The sequence below is a fragment of the Mycolicibacterium vulneris genome, assembly GCF_002104765.1.
In the GTDB taxonomy this organism is placed as follows: domain Bacteria; phylum Actinomycetota; class Actinomycetes; order Mycobacteriales; family Mycobacteriaceae; genus Mycobacterium; species Mycobacterium vulneris.
Genome location: NZ_NCXM01000018.1, coordinates 1 through 21,598, shown reverse-complemented (window position 1 = coordinate 21,598; position 21,598 = coordinate 1). Strand labels below are relative to the sequence as shown.

General features: G+C 66.5%; 17 protein-coding genes and 1 pseudogene. 9 read left to right on the top strand and 9 right to left on the bottom strand.

What is annotated here, in order from left to right:
* Window positions 1-30: 30 nt before the first annotated feature.
* From B8W69_RS17690 to B8W69_RS17675, 4 genes are all read right to left on the bottom strand, one after another.
* Complete coding sequence (locus B8W69_RS17690; protein ID WP_085291111.1) at window positions 31-705, bottom strand: 5-oxoprolinase subunit B family protein; 675 nt, start codon at window positions 703-705, stop codon at window positions 31-33.
* Window positions 706-817: 112 nt separating this feature from the next.
* Window positions 818-1,822 (bottom strand): ABC transporter substrate-binding protein, encoded by a 1,005-nt coding sequence (locus tag B8W69_RS17685; RefSeq protein WP_085291110.1) that lies wholly within the window; start codon window positions 1,820-1,822, stop codon window positions 818-820.
* A gap of 57 nt (window positions 1,823-1,879) precedes the next feature.
* Window positions 1,880-2,464: an acyl-CoA-like ligand-binding transcription factor gene (locus B8W69_RS17680; RefSeq protein ID WP_085291109.1), complete on the bottom strand. Its 585-nt coding sequence runs from the start codon at window positions 2,462-2,464 to the stop codon at window positions 1,880-1,882.
* A gap of 267 nt (window positions 2,465-2,731) precedes the next feature.
* Window positions 2,732-4,009 (bottom strand): DNA polymerase domain-containing protein, encoded by a 1,278-nt coding sequence (locus B8W69_RS17675; protein ID WP_085291108.1) that lies wholly within the window; start codon window positions 4,007-4,009, stop codon window positions 2,732-2,734.
* A gap of 57 nt (window positions 4,010-4,066) precedes the next feature.
* Between B8W69_RS17675 and fadD2 the strand changes: the two genes are divergently transcribed.
* A complete protein-coding gene (gene fadD2 / locus B8W69_RS17670) occupies window positions 4,067-5,746 on the top strand; it encodes a long-chain-fatty-acid--CoA ligase FadD2 (RefSeq protein WP_085291189.1) in 1,680 nt (559 codons plus the stop codon).
* A gap of 37 nt (window positions 5,747-5,783) precedes the next feature.
* On the opposite strand, the gene B8W69_RS17665 is transcribed toward fadD2, so the two are convergent.
* The 4 genes from B8W69_RS17665 to B8W69_RS17650 all read right to left on the bottom strand — a co-directional run bounded on the left by B8W69_RS17665 (window position 5,784) and on the right by B8W69_RS17650 (window position 11,251).
* Window positions 5,784-6,146 (bottom strand): ATPase, encoded by a 363-nt coding sequence (locus B8W69_RS17665; protein WP_085291107.1) that lies wholly within the window; start codon window positions 6,144-6,146, stop codon window positions 5,784-5,786.
* 997 nt (window positions 6,147-7,143) lie between these two features.
* The gene (locus B8W69_RS17660) at window positions 7,144-9,345 is read right to left on the bottom strand and encodes an acyl-CoA dehydrogenase family protein (RefSeq protein ID WP_085291106.1); all 2,202 of its coding nucleotides are present in this window, start codon (window positions 9,343-9,345) and stop codon (window positions 7,144-7,146) included.
* A gap of 125 nt (window positions 9,346-9,470) precedes the next feature.
* A complete protein-coding gene (locus B8W69_RS17655; RefSeq protein WP_110881978.1) occupies window positions 9,471-10,601 on the bottom strand; it encodes an alpha/beta hydrolase in 1,131 nt (376 codons plus the stop codon).
* Between the two features lie 14 nt (window positions 10,602-10,615).
* Window positions 10,616-11,251 (bottom strand): TetR/AcrR family transcriptional regulator, encoded by a 636-nt coding sequence (locus tag B8W69_RS17650; protein WP_085291104.1) that lies wholly within the window; start codon window positions 11,249-11,251, stop codon window positions 10,616-10,618.
* A 96-nt stretch (window positions 11,252-11,347) separates the two neighbouring features.
* On the opposite strand from B8W69_RS17650, the gene B8W69_RS17645 reads away from it, so the two are divergent.
* The 6 genes and pseudogenes from B8W69_RS17645 (at window position 11,348) to B8W69_RS17620 (ending at window position 18,741) form a co-directional block, all read left to right on the top strand.
* Entirely contained in the window at window positions 11,348-11,929 is a 582-nt protein-coding gene (locus tag B8W69_RS17645) for a VOC family protein (RefSeq protein ID WP_085291103.1), read from the top strand.
* 90 nt (window positions 11,930-12,019) lie between these two features.
* Window positions 12,020-12,244: pseudogene (locus B8W69_RS17640) on the top strand (hypothetical protein); the annotation flags it as partial.
* Window positions 12,245-12,698: 454 nt separating this feature from the next.
* A complete protein-coding gene (locus tag B8W69_RS17635; RefSeq protein ID WP_085291101.1) occupies window positions 12,699-14,174 on the top strand; it encodes a condensation domain-containing protein in 1,476 nt (491 codons plus the stop codon).
* A gap of 2 nt (window positions 14,175-14,176) precedes the next feature.
* Window positions 14,177-15,526 carry a hypothetical protein gene (locus tag B8W69_RS17630; RefSeq protein WP_085291100.1) on the top strand — a complete coding sequence of 450 codons (1,350 nt, stop codon included), beginning with the start codon at window positions 14,177-14,179 and terminating at the stop codon, window positions 15,524-15,526.
* A gap of 384 nt (window positions 15,527-15,910) precedes the next feature.
* Complete coding sequence (locus tag B8W69_RS17625; RefSeq protein WP_085291099.1) at window positions 15,911-17,386, top strand: condensation domain-containing protein; 1,476 nt, start codon at window positions 15,911-15,913, stop codon at window positions 17,384-17,386.
* Between the two features lie 2 nt (window positions 17,387-17,388).
* Entirely contained in the window at window positions 17,389-18,741 is a 1,353-nt protein-coding gene (locus B8W69_RS17620) for a WS/DGAT/MGAT family O-acyltransferase (RefSeq protein ID WP_085291098.1), read from the top strand.
* A 15-nt stretch (window positions 18,742-18,756) separates the two neighbouring features.
* Here the strand turns inward: B8W69_RS17620 and B8W69_RS17615 are convergent, their stop codons facing one another.
* Entirely contained in the window at window positions 18,757-19,419 is a 663-nt protein-coding gene (locus B8W69_RS17615; RefSeq protein WP_085291097.1) for a TetR/AcrR family transcriptional regulator, read from the bottom strand.
* Window positions 19,420-19,502: 83 nt separating this feature from the next.
* Here B8W69_RS17615 and B8W69_RS17610 point away from each other — a divergent pair, with 83 nt between their 5' ends.
* Both B8W69_RS17610 and B8W69_RS17605 read left to right on the top strand, forming a co-directional pair.
* Window positions 19,503-20,411, top strand: a complete 909-nt coding sequence (locus B8W69_RS17610; protein WP_085291096.1) for an oxygenase MpaB family protein — start codon at window positions 19,503-19,505, stop codon at window positions 20,409-20,411.
* Between the two features lie 94 nt (window positions 20,412-20,505).
* On the top strand, window positions 20,506-21,598 hold a 1,093-nt coding region (locus tag B8W69_RS17605; protein ID WP_085291095.1), incomplete at its 3' end, for a PPE family protein.

Here is a 21,598-nt window from a genome sequence, read left to right as displayed (position 1 = left end):
GTTGTCTCCTTAGCTCGCGATCGCCGCTGACTAAACGGCCCGGAACTGAACCCACATGCCCTGCGTCAGCAAGGCGGGGTTCGACCGCTGCAGGTCCCACAGCACCGCGTCGGTGCGGCCGATGAGTTGCCAGCCACCGGGGGACTGACGCGGGTACACCGCGCTGAAGTCACCGGCGAGGGCCACGGAGCCGGCCGGCACCGAGGTCCTCGGCTCGGGGCGGCGTGGCACCCGGAGCCGCGGGTCGCCGTCGACCAGATACGCGAAACCGGGTGCGAATCCACTGAATCCGACCCGCCACAGCGTTGAAGTGTGGGCGTCGATCACCGCCGCGATGGTCAGTCCGGTGTGGGCTGCGACCTCGGCCAGATCCGGACCGTCGTAGACGACGTCGATGACCACGTCGGCGCGACGCTCCGAGGCGGTGTCCGGGGTGGCGGCGACGGCCATCTTGCGCAGCCGCCGGCGGATGACGCCTTGGTGGCGCGGGCCGTCCAGCTTCACCAGCACCGTGCGGGCCGCCGGGACGACGTCGACCACGCCCGGTATCGCCGCGGCGTGCAGCGCGTCCGCCCACGCCAATACCTCAGCGGTACTTCCGCATTGCACCATCAGCGCGCGGTCGCCGTAGTCCACGACGGTGTTGCCGACCAGCTCGGTCGGCAGGTGGTGGGCCAGGTCGCCGCTAAGGTCCGTCACGCTCATTACTCGACGGTAACCCCGGGATCGGGGCATGTGCGAGGGTCGCCGACGGATTTTCGAGCTCTGCCAGAGCTGCCTTAGCAAACGCTCAAACAGCCCCGGCATGCCCGCGCGGCTAACCCAGGATCTTGGTGATCAGCGGCGGCAGTTGATCGGCGAGGACGGGGTAACTCAGCGGCGACGCGAACGCGATCGCCCCGGCCTGGTCCTTCGTGGTGAAGATGTTGCGGTTCTGCGCGGTGGTCAGCGACCCGGCCACCTCGGGGTCGGCCAGTATCGCCTTCTGATCGTCGGGGTTCTGCGTCGTCCAGATCACCACGTCGGCGGACTCGAGCACCGATTTGATGTGATCGCGGGGGATGACGGCCCGCTGATCGGTGCCGAACGGCTTGATGGCGTCGGAGATGACTAGTCCCATCTGATTCAGGAAGTCCGTCCGCCAGCCCGCCATGGTGGCGACAACCGTGCCCTGCCACAGCGCGCCGTGCATCAGCAGCGCCTTCTTGCCGGTCCACTGCTGATTCTTTTTGCCGATGTCGGTGAACTTCTGGTCGACGCCGTCGATCAGGGACTTCATCTGGTCGCCCTGGAAGACTGCCTGGCCGACGGTGGTGGCCTGCTCCTTCCACGGCTCGAAGAAAGCATCGCCGTCCGATTGCGCGACGGTCGGGGCGATCGCGGACAGTTTCTGATACGTGTCGGCGTCCAGGCCGGCGTTGACGGCCACGATCAGGTCCGGCTTGAGACCGCCGATCTGGTCGACGGGAATGCCGTTGTCCAGGTTCAACACCGTCGGCTGCGCGCCGCCGAGTTTGGGTGCGGCCCATGGCCAGACGGCGGAGGGCTGGTCACCGAACCAATTGGTCACGGCGATCGGCACCACGCCGACCGCGAGCAGGTCGTCCTGCTCGGTGTAGCCGGCGCTGACGACGCGCTTGGGTGGTTCCTTGATGACGGTCTCACCGAACAGGTGGGTGACCGTCACCGAACCCGGGGTTGCTCCCGGAGCCGGTTTGCGTGACGAGCAACCCGAAGAGAACGCGGTCGCGCCGCCGATCGCGGTAACCCCGACAGCCCCCGCGAGCTGCAAGAATCCCCGTCGATTCCATCCCTGTCGCATCGCGTGAGAGTATCGCGTTCCGCCCGCTCAGCTGCATCGCCGCGCTGTGGAGGCCGGTCAGCCCAGCGGCATCCCGGCGTCCATGAAGTCCAGGGCGCGAAAGATCGTGTCGGTGGTCTTCGGTGCGCTGTCGAAGGCGGCCATCATGGCACCCGTCAACGCCCCCGCACACACCCGGACTTCGAAATCGTCTGCGGCACGGCCGATCCGGTGCGCGATCGCCGCGGCGGCCACGGTCACGGTGCGGTAGTACTCGTCGTACATCGCCGCCTTGAGCTCGGGTATTGAGAACATCAGGCGCTGTCGGGTGCTCTCGAACTCCAGCTGGTCGTCGGGCAGTTGGTCGATGACGGCCTGATAGGCTCCGCGGAAAGCCTGCGCCGGAGACAGGTTGCGCGGCTGGGCCTTCAACGCGTCCAGGATCAGCGGGTCCAGGTCGTCGGCGAGCAGCAGCGATTCCTTGGACGGGAAATAGCGGAAAAAGGTGCTCGGCGACACGTCGGCCGCCTCGGCGATCTGTTCGACCGTGGTCGCGGCGTAGCCGTTCTCCTCGATGAGGCGAAACGCCTCGCGCCTGATCGCGCGGCGGGTCTTGATCTTTTTGCGCTCCCGCAGGCCCAGGGGAGCCTCAGTCACCTGCATGGCGCCGATTGTCGCGCATCCACCGCTCGCCGTGGGCTCGCTGCGTCGTTGCATTGCAGAGTTCTGACAAACGTGACCGGGCCGTTGCGATTTCTGCGTATGCCCGCGTAACTGTGCACACCCGGTCCGGTAACAGTGCGTCTTTAGCGTCGAGCGGTCACTGCCCGCGCCTCATTCAACTCAGGAGTCCCACCCAGATGACCAAGACCCTCAGCCTGCGCAAGCACAACGCGATAACGCGGGTGGGGATCTAGTCGCGCCAGGGGGTCAGCTCGACGGCTTCTGCTTTCCGCCGTAACCCTCCCAGGGGCTGTAGTCGGCGATCAGCTCTTCCTGGGGCGGCCGCTGGTCTTCGGGAACGTGCTGCAGGTTGATCCGGATCCGGTACCAGATCGAACTGGGCCCGCGCATCCCGTCGACCAGGACGTCGACCGGCTCCAGCCGGCGGGCCACCGCGGGATAGCGGTCGCGCCAGACGTCCAGCGCGGCCATCGCCTCGTCCTTGGTCTTGGTCCGGGCGATCTCGATCAGCGGCATCGAGGACTGCCGTCTGCCGTCGGGGCGCTTGCCCGATCCTTTCGGCGCGCGTTCCGGCGGCCCCATCTCCTCGGCCAGCACCAGCAGCCGGTCGAGCTCGCCGACGGCGTCGTCCATTCCCGCCCAAGGGTCACCGATCTCGGCGAACCGGGCGGGCACGGTGTCGATGGTGAACGCCTCGGGGTCGCAGCCGGCGACCTCGTCCCACTGCAGCGGCGTGGAGACCCGGGCATCCGGGGTCGCCCGCACCGAGTACGCCGATGCGACGGTGCGGTCCTTCGCGTTCTGGTTGAAGTCGACGAACACCCCCTCGCGCTCTTCCTTCCACCAGCGGCTCGTCGCCGCCTCGGGCAGCCGCCGCTCGACCTCGCGGGCCACCGTCTGCGCGGCCAGCCGCACCTGGCGAAAATCCCAGCGCGGGGCGATGCGGGCGTAGATGTGAAAGCCGCGCGATCCCGACGTCTTCGGCCACGCGGTCAGGCCGTAGTCCTCGAGCACCTCGCGCGCCACCAGCGCGACGTCCACGATGCGCCGCCAGGAGACCCCGGGCATCGGATCCAGGTCGACCCGCAACTCGTCGGGGTGATCGAGGTCGTCGGCCAGCACCGGATGCGGGTTGAGGTCGACGCAGCCCAGGTTGACCGCCCAGGCCAGGCCGGCGGCGTCGTGGATCACCGCCTCGGCGGCGGAAGTGCCTCGCGCGTAATGCAGTTCGGCAACGTCCACCCAGGTCGGCCGCTTGGCCGGCGCGCGCTTCTGGAACACCGCTTCCTCGGTGATGCCTTTGACGAAGCGCTTCAGGATCATCGGGCGTCCCGCCACACCGCGCAGCGCGCCGTCCGCCACGGACAGGTAATAGCGGACCAGGTCGAGCTTGGTGTAGGGGCCCGAAAAAGAGCTGGTGGTTTCGCGGGCGCCCGCGCGGGGGAACACCACTTTGTCCGGATGAGTGATGGTGACCTCGCGCCCGGCCACCTCCAGCGAAACCGGACGGGTCATGCGGTTCATGCTAATTCGCCAGAAATTCTGGCCGTACTGAGACGGACGTCACATAAGGTGGATTTCATGCCTAACCTCCTCGGCCTGCCCGGTCAGGCCGCCGCGAAAGTTCAGCAATACGTCGAACGCGGCTCCGCTGAACTGCACTACGTGCGGAAGATCTTCGAGTCGGGCGCGTTCCGGATCGAGCCGCCGCAGAACTACGCCGCGATGGTCGCCGACATCTACAAGTGGGGCGAGTTCGGCATGCTGCCGGCTCTCAACGCCCGGCGCCATCCCGACCGCGCGGCGTGCATCGACGAGGATGGCGAATTCTCCTACCGAGAGCTCGACGAGGCCGCGCACGCGGTGGCCAACGGGCTGATCGAGAAGGGCGTCAAGGGCGGCGACGGCATCGCCATCCTGGCCCGCAACACGCGCTGGTTCCTGATCGCCTACTTCGGCGCCGCGCGAGCGGGCGCCCGCATCATCCTGCTCAACAGCGAGTTCTCCGGCCCGCAGATCAAGGAGGTGTCGGAGCGCGAGGGCGCCAAGCTGATCATTTACGACGACGAGTACACCGAGGCCGTCAGCAAAGCCTCGCCGGAGCTGGGCAAACTACGCGCGCTGGGGACCAATCCCGACAGTGACGAGAAGTCGGGCAGCAAGGACGACACGCTGGCCGACCTGATCGAGCGCAGCGACAAGAAGCCCGCCCCCAAGGCAAACAAGCACTCGTCGATCATCATCCTGACCAGCGGAACCACCGGCACCCCCAAGGGCGCGAACCGGAGCACCCCGCCGACGCTGGCGCCGATCGGCGGCATCCTGTCGCACGTGCCGTTCAAGGCCGGCGAGGTGACGTCGCTGCCCGCACCGATGTTCCACGCGCTGGGTTTCCTGCACGGCACGATCGCGATGTTTTTGGGCTCGACTCTGGTGCTGCGGCGGAAGTTCAAGCCGCCGTTGGTGCTGGAAGACATCGAGAAGCACAAGGTGACCGCGATGGTCGTCGTCCCGGTGATGTTGTCGCGGATCCTCGACGCGGTCGAAAAGATGGACAAGAAGCCCGACCTGTCCAGCCTGAAAATCGTGTTCGTATCCGGGTCGGCGCTGGGCGCCGACCTGGCGGAACGGGGCCTGAAGGACCTGGGCCCGGTCATTTACAACATGTACGGCTCGACGGAGATCGCCTTCGCCACCATCGCCGAGCCCAAGCATCTGGAGCACAACTCGTCGACGGTCGGGCCGGTCGTCAAGGGCGTGAAGGTCAAAATCTACGACGACAACGGCAAGGAGCTGCCGCAGGGCGAGGTCGGACGCATCTTCGTCGGCAACGCCTTCCCGTTCGAGGGTTACACCGGCGGCGGTAAGAAGCAGATCATCGACGGGCTGTTGTCCTCGGGCGACGTGGGCTACTTCGATGAGGACGGCCTGCTGTTCATCAGCGGGCGCGACGACGAGATGATCGTCTCCGGCGGCGAAAACGTCTTCCCGGCCGAGGTCGAAGACCTGATCACCGGACATCCCGACGTCGTGGAGGCGACCGCGATCGGCGTCGAAGACAAGGAATGGGGCCACCGCCTGCGCGCCTTCGTGGTGAAGAAGGACGGCGCCGACCTCGACGAGGACACGGTCAAGCACTACGTGCGCGACCACCTGGCCCGCTACAAGGTGCCGCGTGAGGTGGTCTTCCTCGACGAGCTGCCGCGCAACCCCACGGGCAAGATCCTCAAGCGCGAGCTGCGCGAAATGGACGTCGACTAGCCCGAACGGGCCGTTGCGCGTCGCCTGATGGGTGGGGTCAGCGGCGGTCTTTGATGGCGCGGGTGATCTGCGCCGTCAGCTTGGGGTCGACCAGAAGCTGGTCGATGAGCGCGGTGAGGACCTCCTGCCCGGTCACCCGGGCGACTCCCAGCCGGTCGGCCGCCTCACGCTGCCAGATGTCGAGGGCTCGGTGAGTGGCCGCCGGCAGGTCGACGGTTCGACGTGTCCGCTGCGTGCGTCCCTGCTGGCCGGCCGCCGGCTGGCTGGCTATCCGCGGGCCACCCTGCTGCCCGAGACTGGTGAGCCGTTCGGTAGGGGCGGCGTCTCCGGAGGGCCCAGCCGAGTTGGGGGCGCGAAAGGCTCCGGCGCTGGGTCCGCTGTGGCTGCTGTTGAAGTTCACTTCGGTTCTTCCTCCGTGAGTGCCAATCAGTAAATCAGCGCTCGGTGCCGTGGTGTCAATACTGATTCTGTCATCGACGCCAGCGTAAGTCGCGTCGCCGGGCCGCCCACTGCCGGTCGGCTGTCCCCACCGGTGGGAACGCAGATGCGCGTCGCCGCGGCGGCTCGCCCCGCAGATCGTGTCGCAAATAGGTAAAAGTAGCTGTTTGCCCGTAATACTTCTTTTGAGAGCACGCAAATGGGGTGGCTGGTTCCGCTCGAAAAGTCTGGAAGTCAGAATATCTGTCAGTACGGAAAGTCTGACTTCAGTAGGTACGCGATCCGTAGCCCAGTACATCAGTAAGTGGCGGCTGAGCTGAGATAATAGCTATCGAAGGCCGAAGCGTCAGTATCTGAAAATAAATGACTTACGTAAATACGGACCATCAATGACACCCCCTATTGGCGGGGGTTCAGGGCCGTTGTTATCCAATTCACAATAGCCAAATAGCGAATTCCCTTGTTTGCTCAGAAATGTCCAACTAACGTTTTTGTTATCGGTGGCAAGTGGTTGGAAGGAAAACTTGATGATCCTCGGGCGATCATTACGCGGCGGGGCCGCAGGTGTCCTAGGTGCCGGGGCTGTGGCCGGCGCGCTGCTTTTCGGCGGCGCCCCCACGGCTCAGGCCGCTCCTGCGCCCGCAGCCACCACGAGCTTCGCCAATGCTGGGCCGCATAGCGGACCGGGCTTCATCTCCGATCGCCCCGGCGGTCGCGGATGGGGCGGCCATGATGGTCGGGGAAATGGCAATTGGGGGCACGGCAACTGGGGCCGTGGCGGTGGCTACTGGGGCCCCCAGCACTGGTGGAACTGGTGGTGGTGATCACCATCTCCGCGCGGTAGGGGCCATCGCCGACACGCCAACCCTCGCCGATGGCCGACCGCGTATGGGGGGAACCATGCCGGCCTGACGTAGTCAGGTCGGCATGGCCCTGTTTGCGGGCCTTTTCGCGGCGCTTTACGGGTCGCGGGGCAGGCCCAGCAGCCGTTCGGCGATGATGTTCAGCTGCACCTCGGAGGTGCCGCCGTAAATGGTGGTGGCACGGCTGGCCAACAGGTATTCGCCCCATTTGCCGGGTAATTGGTCGGGGTCGCCGATCGCGGCATCGGTGCCGAACGAAGAGACGGCGAATTCGGCGTAACCCTGGCCGGTACGCATGGACAACAACTTGGAGATCGCCGCCGACGGCATGGCGTCGCCGCCGGCCAGCGTCAACAGCGTCGAACGCAGGTTGAGCACCTTGGCCGCATGGCCCTCGGCGATCAACTGGCCCGCCCGATGCTGGGCGATCTGGTCGAAGTGGCCGTCGCGAACGAACTCGACGAACTGGGGCAGGGTCGCCAGGAAGTTCGCGTCGCTGCTGCCGATCGACACCCGCTCCGCGGTCAGCGTGTTGCGGCTGACCTCCCAGCCCCGGTTGACCTCACCGAGCACGCAGTCCTCGGGCACGAATACGTCGTCGATGTAGACGGTATTGAACATCGCGTTGCCGGTCAGCTCGCGCAGCGGCGTGACCGTCACGCCTTCACTGCGCATGTCCAGCAGGAAGTAAGTGATGCCATTGTGTTTCGGGGCGCTGGGATCCGTCCTGGCCAGCAGTGCACCCCACTGCGAGTACTGCGCTGCGGTGGTCCAGATCTTCTGGCCGGTGATGCGCCAGCCACCGTCGGTCCGGGTGGCCTTGGTGGACAAGCCGGCCAGGTCCGATCCGGCGCCGGGTTCGGAAAACAGCTGGCACCAGATCATCTCGCCGCGGAAGGTCGGCGGCAGGAACCGTTGCTTTTGCTCCTCGGTCCCGAACGCGACGATCGACGGAATGATCCACGCGGCGATGCCGACCTGCGGCCGCTTGACCCGCCCGGAGGCGAACTCCTGGGCGATGATGATCTGCTCCACCGGACTGGCGGCCCGGCCCCATGGCTTCGGGAGGTACGGCAGTACCCAACCGCCCTCGGCGATGGCGACCCTGCGCGGATCACGCTCCATCTCCTTGAGCGCGGAGACTTCGCCCCGGATCTCGGCCCGCAGCTGCTCGGTTTCGGGGTCGAGGTCGATGTCCACCGCGCGCATGCCGGTGGTGGTGGCGGTGTCGACGACCTTCTGCGGGTAGTCCGAACTGCGGCCGAAGGAGGCGGCCAGCATCAGTGCCCGGCGGTAGTACACGCCTGCGTCGTGCTCCCAGGTGAATCCGATCCCGCCGTGCACCTGGATGCAGTCCTGGGCGCAGCGCTGGGCGGCCGCCGGCGCCAGCGTCGCCGCCACGGCGGCTGCGAAGTCGACGTGTGAACCGGCTGTGTCCCAACCGTTTTCGCGCGCCTCGTCGATCGCGCGGGCGGCATCCCACACCGCCGCGGTGGCGCGCTCGGTGTCGGCGATCATCTCGGCGCACTTGTGCTTGATGGCCTGGAACTGGCCGATCGGGCGGCCGAACTGCTCACGGATCTTGGCGTAGTGCGAGGCCGTGTCGGTCGCCCAGCGCGCGACACCGATGGCTTCGGCGGACAGCAGCGTGGTCATCACCGCGTGCGCCGTCGCCATGCTCAGGTTCGTCAGCACGACGTCCTCGCCGACCTCGACGGCGTTGGCCCGCACATCGGCGATGGGGCGCAGCGGGTCCAGGCTCTTCACCGGCTCGATCTCGAGCTGGTCGGCGCGCAGCACCACCCATGCCTCACCGCTGTCGATCGCGACCGGCAACACCAGCAGCGTGGCCTGCGCCGCGGCGGGGACCGCACGGACCTCGCCGCGGATCACCAGCGAATTGCCCTGCCGGGTGGCGGTCAGCGCACAGCAATTCAGGCCGTAGGAGGCGATTTCGGCGCCCGACGCCAGCTCGAAGAGCACCTTCGCGTCCGGGTCGTGCGCGGAGATCAGGGCACTGGCGATTGCCGACGGCACGAACGGCCCCGGCACCGCCCCGTAACCGAATTCGGCCAGCACGATGGCCAACTCGAGGATGCCGAAGCCCTGCCCGCCGACGGATTCGGCGAGATGGACACCGTGCAGTCCCTGGTCGGCTGCGGCCTGCCAGTAGGGCGGAGGGTTGTCTACGGGCGTCTCCATGGCCGCGTGCAGCGTCTCGGACGGCGCGATGCGCGCCACCAGTGATCGCACGGAATCGGCCAGGTCTTGATGCTCGGGATTTATCGCGATCGGCATTGGTCGCCTTCCGTTGCTGCAGGAGGCCGTTTCGGCCCAGTGCCTTCCAAGCTAACAACCAGTCGGTTGGTTGACGACACGGGCTGGCGGCTGTCCGTCGCAGATACCCGGATGGGCGCGCACTCTCAGCGCCACCGTTTGCCGATCCATTGGGTGATGATGTCGGCTTGCTCGCCACGCGCCCCCGGGGTGGTGAAGTAGTGGTCGGTGTCGACGGTGGCCTGCGTCTTGTCGGTGCCTGCGAGTGCGTCGAAAATGCGTTGGGCATCAGAGGGAAACACCCCGGTGTCGGCCTCGGCGTTGATCACCAGGGCGGGGCAGCTGATCCGGGCCAGGTGCGGTTCGGCGCGGGTTTGGGCCACCCGCAGGCTCCACATGCTCAGCCAGTTGCGCAGCGTGCAGGCCGCCGCGATCCCGTGCGCCGAGCGGTTCGCCTTGGCCGGGACGCCCGCATAGCACATATTGGGTTGCCGCTTGGTGGGCTCGATGCCGGGGTCGACCATGCGGGGATCGGCCCAGGTCCGCATCACGGAAAACGGGCGATCGGAAAACCCCGCCGCGCGAACGCGTTTGAGCTCGGTTTCGGCCCAGTCAGTGATCGCGTGGTTGCGCGCGGTCTGCGCGCCCCTGTACCGGGCGAGGAACTCCGGCGGGTACGGCGGGCCGTTGCGCTCGTTGAACAGGTCGAGGTCGGCGTCGGTGGCCACCGGATCGTTCTCGTCGACGACGGCGGCATCCATCCAGGCGGTGAGCACCTCCGGGCGCCCGGGATGGGCGGCGGTGGCCACGTAGCCGTCGGCCGGTGGCAATTCGGTCAGCCCGGACGCCGGGCGCATCCCGTTCAGGGGAGTCAGGTTCGGTTCGACCGCCTGCGACTGGTAGGCGGCCATCAACGAGCCGCCACCCGAATTGCCCAGCAGCACCACGGTATCCACGCCCTGGACCTCGCGCAGCCAGCGCACCCCGACGCCGATGTCGACCAGCGCGTGGTCGAGCAGGAAGCTGCTTTCGAAGCCGCGAAACCTGGTGTTCCAGCCCAAGAAACCGACGCCGCGCGTGGCCATGTAGTCGGCGAGATAGTGCTCGGAGAAGTCGATCTGATAGTGCGTGGCGATCATCGCCACTTTGGGTTTGCGCCCCACCCCCCGGTGATACAGCCCCTGGCACGGGTGCCCGCCCGCGCCCGCGCGCCCCGCGGTGGGCGACGGCACCCCGATGAATTCGCGGATCACTCCGGCACCGATACGACGAGTCAATTCAGCGTTCCCCCTTACGCATAGATGGCCCGGTAGTAGATGTTGGCCAGAGTCTGGATGCAGGCTTGATCGTCGGGTTCCGCCGCACGCGGCAAACCGAGCTGGATGTAGCAGAACTGATTGAACATCGCCACGATGGCCTCGGCGATCAGCCGGGGATCGTCGTCGCGGCAATGGCCCTCGTCCTGGGCCCGCCGGACCGATTCTGCGATGAAAGAGATTGGTATCTCGCAGATCTCGGCCCAGTATTGGGCGAAGTCGTCGTTGACCATCGCCAGCTGCGACACGCTGATCACCTCGGCGAGCCGGTGGCGGTAGGTATGCCAGTGCGCGGCGGCGGCGGCGTGAGCCCGCTCCCGATCCGACAAACCGTGTTCGGTCACCGACAGCGCGCGCTCGTTGGCCTCGTCGCGGAAGCGCAGCGCCCACTGGCGCACCATCGCCTCCTTGGAGTCGTAGTAGTTGTAGAACGATGCCGCCGAACGTCCGGCCTCCGTGGCGATGTCGGCGATGGTCGTGGCGAGGACGCCCTTGCGCGCTATGACGGTCCGGGCGGCCCTGTCGATGGCGGCCTGCGTGCGCCTGCCGCGAACGGTGGGAAGTTCGGCGGGCTCGCCGGCCCGGCCGGCAGGGGACGCCGCGGTCGACATCTGCGCACCTCCCTGGGCCAAAACTGAAACTGATGTTAGATTCAGATTTGCATCTTGGCCAGGATCGTCAAGCCGGGGACCGAGGGGAGCCATTAGATGATCAAGCCGCACAACACCAACACGGAATTCGAACTCGGCGGGATCAACCATGTCGCCCTGGTGTGTTCAGACATGGCAAAAACAGTGGACTTCTACAGCAACATCCTCGGCATGCCGCTGATCAAATCGCTGGACCTACCTGGCGGCGCCGGCCAGCACTTCTTCTTCGACGCCGGCAACGGCGACTGCGTCGCCTTTTTCTGGTTCGCCGACGCCCCCGACCGGGTGCCGGGGATCTCGTCGCCGGGCGCCATCCCGGGCATCGGCGACATCACCAGCGCCGTCAGCACGATGAACCATCTCGCCTTCCACGTGCCGGCCGAGAAGTTCGACGCCTACCGTCAGCTCCTCAAGAACAAGGGGGTGCGGGTCGGGCCGGTGCTCAACCACGACGAAAGCCCCATGCAGGTGTCCGCGACCGTGCATCCCGGCGTCTACGTGCGCTCGTTCTATTTCCAGGATCCGGACGGCATCACCCTTGAATTCGCATGCTGGGTGAAGGAATTCGAAAGCGGCGACGTCCAGGCGGTGCCCAGGACAGCGGCGGACCGGCGGCCCCCGGTGGGTGCCGCCCACTGATTCGACCGGGCCGAGCCGGAGGATGGTTCCATGGCCGACGGCATTCTGACCGACGCGCAGATCGCGGCGCTGCCGCCCGAGCAACGGCGGGCCGCCTTCACCACCGGGGTCCTGCTGATCTGCGACGCGTGGTTCGACCTGATGACCGCCGGACCCAAAGACATCTGGCTGTCGGTGATCACGGCGCTGCTGATCGAGGTGCCGCTGGCGATCTTCATGATCACCAGTGCGGTCCGCATCTTGCGGCTGACCATGCTGCGGTTGTGGCTGCTGCATCCCGGCATGCGGCTGCGGCATCTGCCGTTGTTCCCGTGATGCGGGGGCAGGTCTGGCTCAGGCCGTTCGGGTTCGAGGGCATGCCGGCACCGCAAACGGGCCAAGCAATGCTATCCCGAGTTCTAGACGCGGACAGGCGAATCGGCGGCAAACCGTCCGTCGCTGGATACTTTTTGGTACGCATGCTCCATCCATCGGGCCGGCCGTGCGCCCGGTAAGCGAAAAAGATTACCGCCGCGGAGACGATCGCGCGGGGGAATGCGAGTCTTCTCAAAACCGCCAAATCTTCACCTCCGTCAGCTAGCGTCCACAGCAGCGACATAGGGGGTGTAAGCGACGCGGTAGTTCGGCCCGACATAGGCGAAAAGTACGTCGCGAAATTCCAAGCGTGAAACCAACATGAGATGCGTCAAAAGCCAAGCGCTAATTGCACTTTCACACCTCCCAGTCCGCACAACAGATGTCGGTATCTCACAGCACAAGGACTCGACGAATGGTCGCACTCGGAAACATCAACGAATGGCAACCGCCCCACGGCCCGGTTACCATGTGGATGGCCGCGCCTACGGCGCTGGAAGCGGCGCGCGCCGCGCGGCGGAGTGATCTAGCTCCGAGTTATCAACAGAACCAACACCTCTGGGCCGCCTACCACGGCAAGAACCTGAACCGGCAACTGCCCCGGCTGATGATCGTGGCATGGAACATTCCCGGCGCCTGCGACATCGAGGCGATGACCGCGACGATCAATGCCCATGTGCGCCGCCAGGACACGTATCACTGCTGGTTCGAATTCGACAACGGAATCTTCGTGCGCCGCGAAATCGAGAATCCCGAAGCCATCGACTTCGTCCCGGTGGCGCTCGGCGAGATGACCCCGGACCAGGTGCGCACCCACGTCCTGACCACGACTCCGGAGACCCTGGAATGGGGCTGCTTCACTTACGGAATCATTCAGCACGCCGACTACTTCACGTTCTATGCCAGTGTCGACCACCTGCACATCGACGGCCTGTCCGCCGCCCTCATCTTCCTCGACATCCACCTGATGTATCAGGAACTGGCGCAGAGTGGGCACCGGGCCACCGCGCTCCCCGGGGTGCGGAGCTACCGCGCCTACGTTGCGCGGCAGCGCGAGAAGGCGGCGACGCTGGACCTGGCGTCGCCCGAGATCAAGGACTGGATCGCATTCGCGCGTGACACTGACGGCGACTGGCCGAGTTTCCCACTGCCACTGGGCGATATCTGGGCGAGCACAAAGGGCGACCTGCTGACCGTCGAACTGATGGACGCCGCCGACACCGAGGCCTTCGATGCCGCGTGCGTCGCGGCCGGTGCCCGGTTCATCGGGGGAGTCCTGGCGTGCGCCGGTTTCGCCGAGCACGAATTGACCGGCAAGGCCACCTATCACGGGTTCACGGCCAAGGACACCCGGACCGCCGGTGTCGACACGATGACCGTGGGGTGGTTCGCCAGCCTGATCCCGATCACCGTGCCGACCGCCGGCGAGACTTTCGCCCAGGCGGCCAGGGCCGCGCAGAAGTCGTTCGACGACGCCCAGCGCCTCGCCGACATCCCGGTCGAGCGGGTCCTGGAATTGGCCACACCGGACGAATTGGGCATCAAGCTGCCCACGCAGCTGCCGATGATGCTGTCCTTCCTCGACTTCCGCAAGATTCCCCTCAACGGGTTGTGGGCGGAGACGAAGTTCGGCACATACGGCGACAGCCTTTCCCACGGCGGGGTCAATATGTGGATCAACCGCCAGGCCGAGAACACCACGGTGACGATGTCCTTCCCGGACAACGCAATCGCACGCGAGTCGGTGCTGTGCTACATCGCGACGCTGGCCCAGGCGTTCGTGCGCGTCGCCAAACCCACCGCGGACGAGCCAGTTGTGGTTGCGCCACAAGTGAACTCGGAAGAACACTACCCGATCGCGCCGGACGCGGACGACAACGAAGCGGCCTAAAGATGAGCAACGTGCTGGACCTGGCCGACCAGACCCTCTTTCTCGGCGAGCGGGCGACGGGAGCCACCAGCCTGCTGCAGTGCGTGTGGGTCTACGGCCACGCCGTCGACATCGGCGGGCTGCGCGAGTTCCATCGCCATCTGGGGAAGGGGCGGCTGTCGCGCCGGATCGAACGGTCTCCCTTGCCGTTCGGCCGCCATCGCTGGGTAGCGCCGAAGGACCGATGCGCCCTCGAGATCGTCGGCACGCCGCGGCGGCGCGACGAGATCGACGCGTGGCTGGCTGAGCAAGGCACCAAACGGCCGGACGCCGAGCATGGCCCCGGCTGGCACCTGGCGGTGCTCCCGCTCACCGACGGCGGCGCGGCCGTCAGCCTGGTCACCACGCATTGCCTCACCGACGGGGTCGGGCTGTGCGAGGCGTTGGCGGACGCGGCGTGCGGGCGCGACGACGCGATCCGCTGGCCGGCCGCGGCGGCACGCCGGCGATGGCGGGCGGTGCGTGAGGACGCCCGCCAAACCGCGCACGACACGGGCGATGTCGGCCGGGCCATCGGGGCGGCGGTCAGAATGCTCTGGCAGGGCCGCGACGCCGTGCAATCGGCGTCGGCCGAGAAGCCAACCGCGCCGCCCACCGCGGGGGACAACCCCATCACCCTGCCGATGACGACGTTCTTCGTCGACGCCGACGAGTGGGACGGCCGCGCCGGCGCCCTCGGCGGGACCAGCAACGCGCTGCTCGCGGGACTGGCGGCACGGCTCGCCCAGCGGGTGGGACGGGTCGCGGCGGACGGCTCGGTCAACGTCGGGATGCCGCTCAACGAGCGCATCCCCGGCGACACTCGCGCCAACGCGGTCACGAACGTCGACGTCACGCTCAAGCCCTCGGCGATCGGCAGGGACCTGCGCGAGATCCGCGCCGTGATCAAAAACGCGCTGATCCGCCATCAGGACGCGCCCGACGAGCGGTGGGCGTTGCTGCCGCTGGTTCCGTGGATCCCCAAGCGGCTCTTCCGGCGACTGATCAGCGTGGTCACCGGGGGCGCCACCACCGTCGTGTCGTCCAACCTCGGTGTCATCGACCCGGCGGTGAATCGGCCGGACGGCACCGACGCCGACTATTTCGCGATGAAGTCGGTGTACCCGGGCGTGACCAGCGCGACGATGCACCGCACCAACGGAGCGCTGGCGTTGTTGTCGGGGCGGGTGCACGGCCAGGTCTTCGTGTCGGTGCTCGGTTATCAGTTGGGTCGCCGAAACTCGAATGAGGATTTGCGGCAGGCCATCTCCGGCGCGCTCGGCGATTTTTCGCTGACCGCCTCCACAGGCTGGCGCACGTTCAGCCGAGTGTGAGTCCCGTGCGGGGAAACCAGCGTCCGCACATAATTTCGGTGACGTCATTAAGCCTTGATTCGGCGAGCGAGCGGGAGCGGGGCGAATTGCGCAGGTAGACGAGCTGTTCCGCGGTGAAGCGCCCACTGTGAGCGCTCCACCGGCATTGTGACCCTAATCACAAGAAGGGCACGTTTGTGGCCTATTCGACTACCGTCAACTTCCGCGACACAGGGGGCACATAGCAACGCGGCAACTCAGTCCAACTTGCCGCGACATGTCGTCAAGGTTCCTGGCAAGGAATTGATGCTGCGCGAAGGGTCATCGACCAACGCTTGATGACCTATTCGCTGTTCCCTTGGTGCGCAACAAATGTCGGCACTAGGGGAGGGACGACTTAAGCAAATGGTCGCACTCGGCAACATCACCGAATGGCAACCACCGAACGGTCCGCTCACGATGTGGACGCTCGCGCCCGCGTCGCACGACGCGGGTCGCACCACACGCCGCGCTGAGCTGGCTCCGAGTTACCAACAGAATCAACATCTTTGGGCCGCCCACATCGGCAACGCGATGAGCAGGCAGCTACCCCGCCTGATGGTCGTGGCCTGGGATATCCCCGGCGCCTGTGACATTCCGGCGATGACAGCAACCATCAATGCACACGTCCGCTGCCAGGACACATACCACAATTGGTTCGAATTCGAGGACGGGCAAATCGTGCGCCGCACGATCGACGACCCCGCCGACATCGATATGGTTCCGGTGCCGTTCGGGCAGATGAGCGCCGACCAGGTGCGCACCCACGTACTGACGACCACTCCGGACACGCTCGAATGGGGTTGCTTCACATTCGGTGTCGTCGAACACGCCGACTATTTCACCTTCTATGCCAGTGTCGACCATCTGCACATCGACGGATTGTCCGCCGGGCTGATCTTTGTCGACATCCACCTGACGTATCAGGAACTGTCGCAGGGCGCACATCAGAGTCAGCCCCAGCTCCCCGAGGTCAGGAGCTATTGCGACTACGCCGCGCGACAGCGCGAGAAGGCTGCGACCCTGGATCTGTCGTCGCCCGAGATCAAGGACTGGATCGCATTCGGCCGCGACACCGACGGCAACTGGCCGAATTTCCCACTGCCGTTGGGGGATATCTGGACGAGCAGCAAGGGCGACTTGGTCACGATGGACTTGCTGGACGGGGCTGAGACCGAATCTTTCGACGCTGCCTGCCGCGCGGCCGGCGCCCGGTTCATCGGGGGAGTCCTGGCGTCCGCGGCCCTGGCCGACCACGAATTGACCGGCGGCGACACCTATCACGGGTTCACGGCCAGGGACACCCGGATGCCGGGCGTCGACACGATGACCGTCGGCTGGTTCGCCAGCCTGATCCCCGTCACCGTGCCGACCGGCGGTGTCTCGTTCGGTGAGGCGGCCCGTGCGGCGCAGAAGTCCTTCGACGCCGCGAAGGGTCTTGCCGATGTGCCGTTCGAGCGGCTCTTGGAGCTTGCGACCCCGGATGACTTGGGGATCAAGCTGCCCACTCAGCTGCCGATGATGCTGTCCTTCTTGGACTTTCGCAAGATACCCCTCGCCGGACTGTGGGCCGAGACGAATTTCGGTACCTACGGTGACAACCTGTCCGCCGGTGGCATCAACATGTGGATCAACCGACACGCCGAAAAGACCACGGTGACAATCTCGTTCCCGGACAACGAGGTAGCCCGCGAGTCGGTGCATCGCTACATCGCGGCCTTGACCGAAGCCTGCGCTCATGTCGCCAAAACGGCGTCGGCGGCACCGGATGTCGCTGCATCCCAAGGCGATTCGAGTGAGCAGCGGGACGTAGCCGACGAAGACGACACCGAGGCGGCCTAGGCATGAGCAACGTGCTGGATCTGGCCGACCAGGCCCTCTTTCTGGGGGAGCGCGCGACGGGCACCACCAGCCTGGTGCAATGCGTCTGGGTGTACGACAGACCCGTCGACATCGACGGCCTGAAGAGGTTTCATGCCCACCTGGGCAGGGGGAGGTTGGCCCGCCGGATCGAGCGGTCGCCCTTGCCGTTCGGTCGGCACCGCTGGGTGTCACCCGGCGATCAGCCCGGCCTCGAGATCGTCGCGACGCCCCGCCCGCGTGAGGAATTCGACGACTGGTGCAATGAGCAGGCCGGTACGCGGCCGGACGCCGAGCACGGACCCGGATGGCGCCTCGCGGTGCTGCCGTTCACCGACGGCGGCGCGGCGGTCAGCTTGGTTATCACCCATTGCGTCAGCGACGGCGTGGGGCTCTGCGAGGCGGTGGCGGATGCGGCATCCGGACGCGACGCGGCGCAGCGCTGGCCCGCCGCCGCGTCACGGCGACGGTGGCGGGCACTGCGCGAGGACGCACGCCAAACCGCCCGTGACACACCCGATATCGGTTGCGCGGTCGTCGCGGCCGCGCGCCTGGCGCGGGCCGGCCGCCCGGGTGGCGGAGCCGTCGCCCCGTCGTCGGCAAAGCGGCCCGCGCAGTTGGCCGGACCCGACCGGAGCATCACGCTTCCCGCCGCGACGCTCTTCATCGACGCCGACGAATGGGACGCGCGGGCCCACGCGCTCGGGGGGAGCAGCAACGCGCTGCTCGCGGGCATGGCGGCCCGTCTCGCCCAACGGATCGGGCGGGTCGCCGCCGACGGTTCGGTCAACGTGGGGATGCCGGTCAGCGAGCGCACCCCGGGCGACACTCGCGCGAACGCCGTCACGAATGTCGACATCACGATCGAGCCCGAGCGTGCGATCGACCTGCGCGAGATCCGCGCCGCAATCAAGCGAGCGCTGGTCCGACATCAGGACGTGCCCGACGAGCGTTGGGCGTTGCTGCCGCTGATTCCGTTGATACCCAAGCGGATCTTCCGGCGGCTGATCAGCGTGGCCACCGGCAGCGCAACCGCCGTCGTGTCGTCCAACCTCGGTGCACTCGACCCGGCCGCCAACCGGCCGGACGGCAGCGACGCCGACTACTTCGCCATGAAGTCGCTGTACCCGGGTGTGACCAGCGCGACGATGCAGCGCACCAACGGGGTGCTGGCGCTGTTGTCGGGACGGGCGCACGGACAAGTCTTCATCTCGGTTCTCGCCTACGAGCCGGGCGGGGACAACTCGGATGACGGGTTGAGCCAACATATTTCGAATACCTTGAGTGACTTCTCGCTCACCGCCACGACGGGCTGGCGCACGGTCAGCCGGGTGTGAGCTCGTGCTGGTGCGTTAGGCATCCGCGCGTGTTTCGCTGAGGCGGTACAGGTTCGGTTCGGCGAGCTCGTCGAGCAGCGCCGCCAGCTGATCGACGAGCTGGTCCGGTTCGAGTTGGACGTCACCGGCCAGCCAGGCGCTGATGGTCTGCCCGACGCCGCCGACCACGAAATGCGCCGCGGCCTTGATGCGCTCGTTCGCCGGTACCTGTAGCGCGTTTCCGACGTGCTGACCGGACAGCATGGCGAACAGCGCGCTGGACTCGGCGCGTTTGCGCACGATCACCGGATCGGCGAGCTGAGTGCTGAACAGCAGGCGCCCCACGCGGGGGTTCTCGGTGATGGTACGCACAATGTTGGCCATGCCCGCGCGGGTTTGCTCGCCGGCCGGCACCGCGGCCACCGCCGCCTGGGTTGTGGCAGCCAGCTCGGCGACCACCCAGTCGAATACGCACGCGACGAACTCGTCCTTGTCGGCGAAGCTCTCGTAGAAGTACCGGGCGGCCAGGCCGGCGCCGCGGCACACCCCGCGGACGGTGACCGCCGAGATGTTCTGCTGCTCCGCCCCGAGCAGGTCCAGGCCCGTGGCAAGCAACCGGTTCCGGCGGGTGGCCAGGCGCTCCGCGGCCTCGACCCCGCGGTACGGCCGCGCGCTGGACGTCTCGCTCATGGCAACCATCTTGACACTAACGCCCCGCCGCGACAATATCAGGAAACAAGCGTTCGCACATTAGCGGACAAGCGCTGCGGGAGGACCTGACAATGGCAATTCACGAGCCGGTGCACCAGCCCATCGGGCACGTCGAGCGCCGAGCCAGCGATCCGGCCCGCCCGCAGCGGCGCCGGCGACGACGGGCGCTGGGCATCGACGAGGGTTTGATGGGCGTCGCATTGCTGGCGGGTCCGGCGAACGTGATCATGCAACTGGCCCGGCCCGGCGTCGGATACGGCGTGATGGAGAGCCGCGTCGAAAGCGGCCGGGTCGACCTGCACCCGATCAAGCGTGCCCGCACCACCTTCACCTACCTGGCCGTCGCGACCAACGGCAGCGACGCCCAGAAGGATGCCTTCCGCCGCGCGGTGAACCGCGCTCACGCACAGGTCTATTCGACCCCGGAAAGTCCGGTGTCCTACAACGCTTTCGATCCGGCGCTGCAGCTGTGGGTGGGGGCCTGTCTGTACAAGGGTGGACTCGACATCTACCGCATGTTTATCGGTGAACTTGACGGTGAGGACGCCGACCGTCACTACCGCGAGGGCATGACGCTGGCCACCACCCTGCAGGTGCCGCCCAAGATGTGGCCCGCCGACCGCGCGGCGTTCGACCGCTACTGGGAAGAATCGCTGGCCAAGGTGCACATCGACGACGCCGTGCGCGAGTACCTGTTTCCCATCGCGGCCAACCGGATCCGGGGCGTGACGCTGCCGCGCCCGCTGCAGCGCCTCTCCGACAACTTCGCGCTGCTGATCACCACGGGCTTCCTGCCGCAGCGGTTCCGCGACGAGATGCGGCTGCCCTGGGACGCGACCAAGCAGCGCCGCTTCGACCGGCTGATTGCCGCGTTGGCCACGGTGAACCGGTATCTGCCGCGGTTCATCCGTCAGTTCCCCTTCAACGTCTTGCTGCACGACCTGGACCGCAGGATCAAGAAGGGCCGTCCACTGGTGTAGCGCGCGGGGCGGAAACCCGCGTCCATTTGAAAACGACAATCATAGTCATTAAGCTCTCCTTCGTCTGGTAAGCCTTCCAGCCTGAGGAGTACCTATGACGGCGCCCATTTGGATGGCCTCGCCGCCCGAATTGCATTCCGGGCAGCTCAGCAGTGGCCCGGGACCGGCGTCGCTGCTGACGGCGGCCGGTGTATGGTCGCAGCTTAGTGCCGAATACGCTTCTGCCGCAGAAGAATTGAGCGCATTGCTGTCAGGTGCGCAGGCGGGAGCGTGGGAAGGGCCGAGTTCGGAATCGTATGTGGCCGGCCATGTTCCGTACCTGGCGTGGCTGATGAAGGCCAGCGCCGACAGCGCGGCAGTGGCCGCTCAACATGAGGTTGCCGCCGCTTCATACACCGCCGCGTTGGCAGCCATGCCGACGTTGCCGGAGCTGACCACCAACCATGTCGTCCATGGGGCATTGGTGGGGACCAATTTCTTTGGCGTCAACACGATTCCGATTGCGGTCAATGAGGCCGACTACGCGCGGATGTGGACCCAGGCCGCAACGACGATGACGACCTATCAGGCGGTCTCCACCGCGGCGGTCGCGTCGACACCGCAAGCCGATCCGGCGCCGCCGATCATGAAAGCAAATGCCTCGCCCGCTGACCCTGGGGTCGACAACACAAACGGCTTCCCCGACCCCACGGTCGACAACCCGCTGAACGATTTCATCGCGCAGATCCTGCGGCTCTTCGGCATCAATTGGAATCCCGGACAAGGGACGGTCAATGGACTGCCCTACGACGCCTATTCGAACCCGGGCCAGCTGATGTTCTGGGTCGTTCGAGCACTGGAACTTCTCGAGGATTTCGAACAGTACGGCGTGTACCTGCAGCAAAATCCGGCCTTGGCTTTTCAGTATCTAGTCGCTCTCGAGACGTCGGACTGGCCCTCCCATATCGCCGAAATCGCAAGCTGGCTGTCGAGTTCGCCGCAATTGCTGCTCATCCCTGCCCTCGTGGCAATGGCCCCTCTCGGAGCTGTCGGCGGATTAGCGGGGCTGGCCGGGCTGGCCGGCATGCCGCAGCCTCCAGTGGTGCCGGCGCCCATTGCACCTCCGCCCCAGAGCCTGCCGGTTGTTGCCACGGCCCCGGCCCCTGTCGCACCCGCAGCCGCGGTTCCGGCCTCGGCCCCGGCGCCCG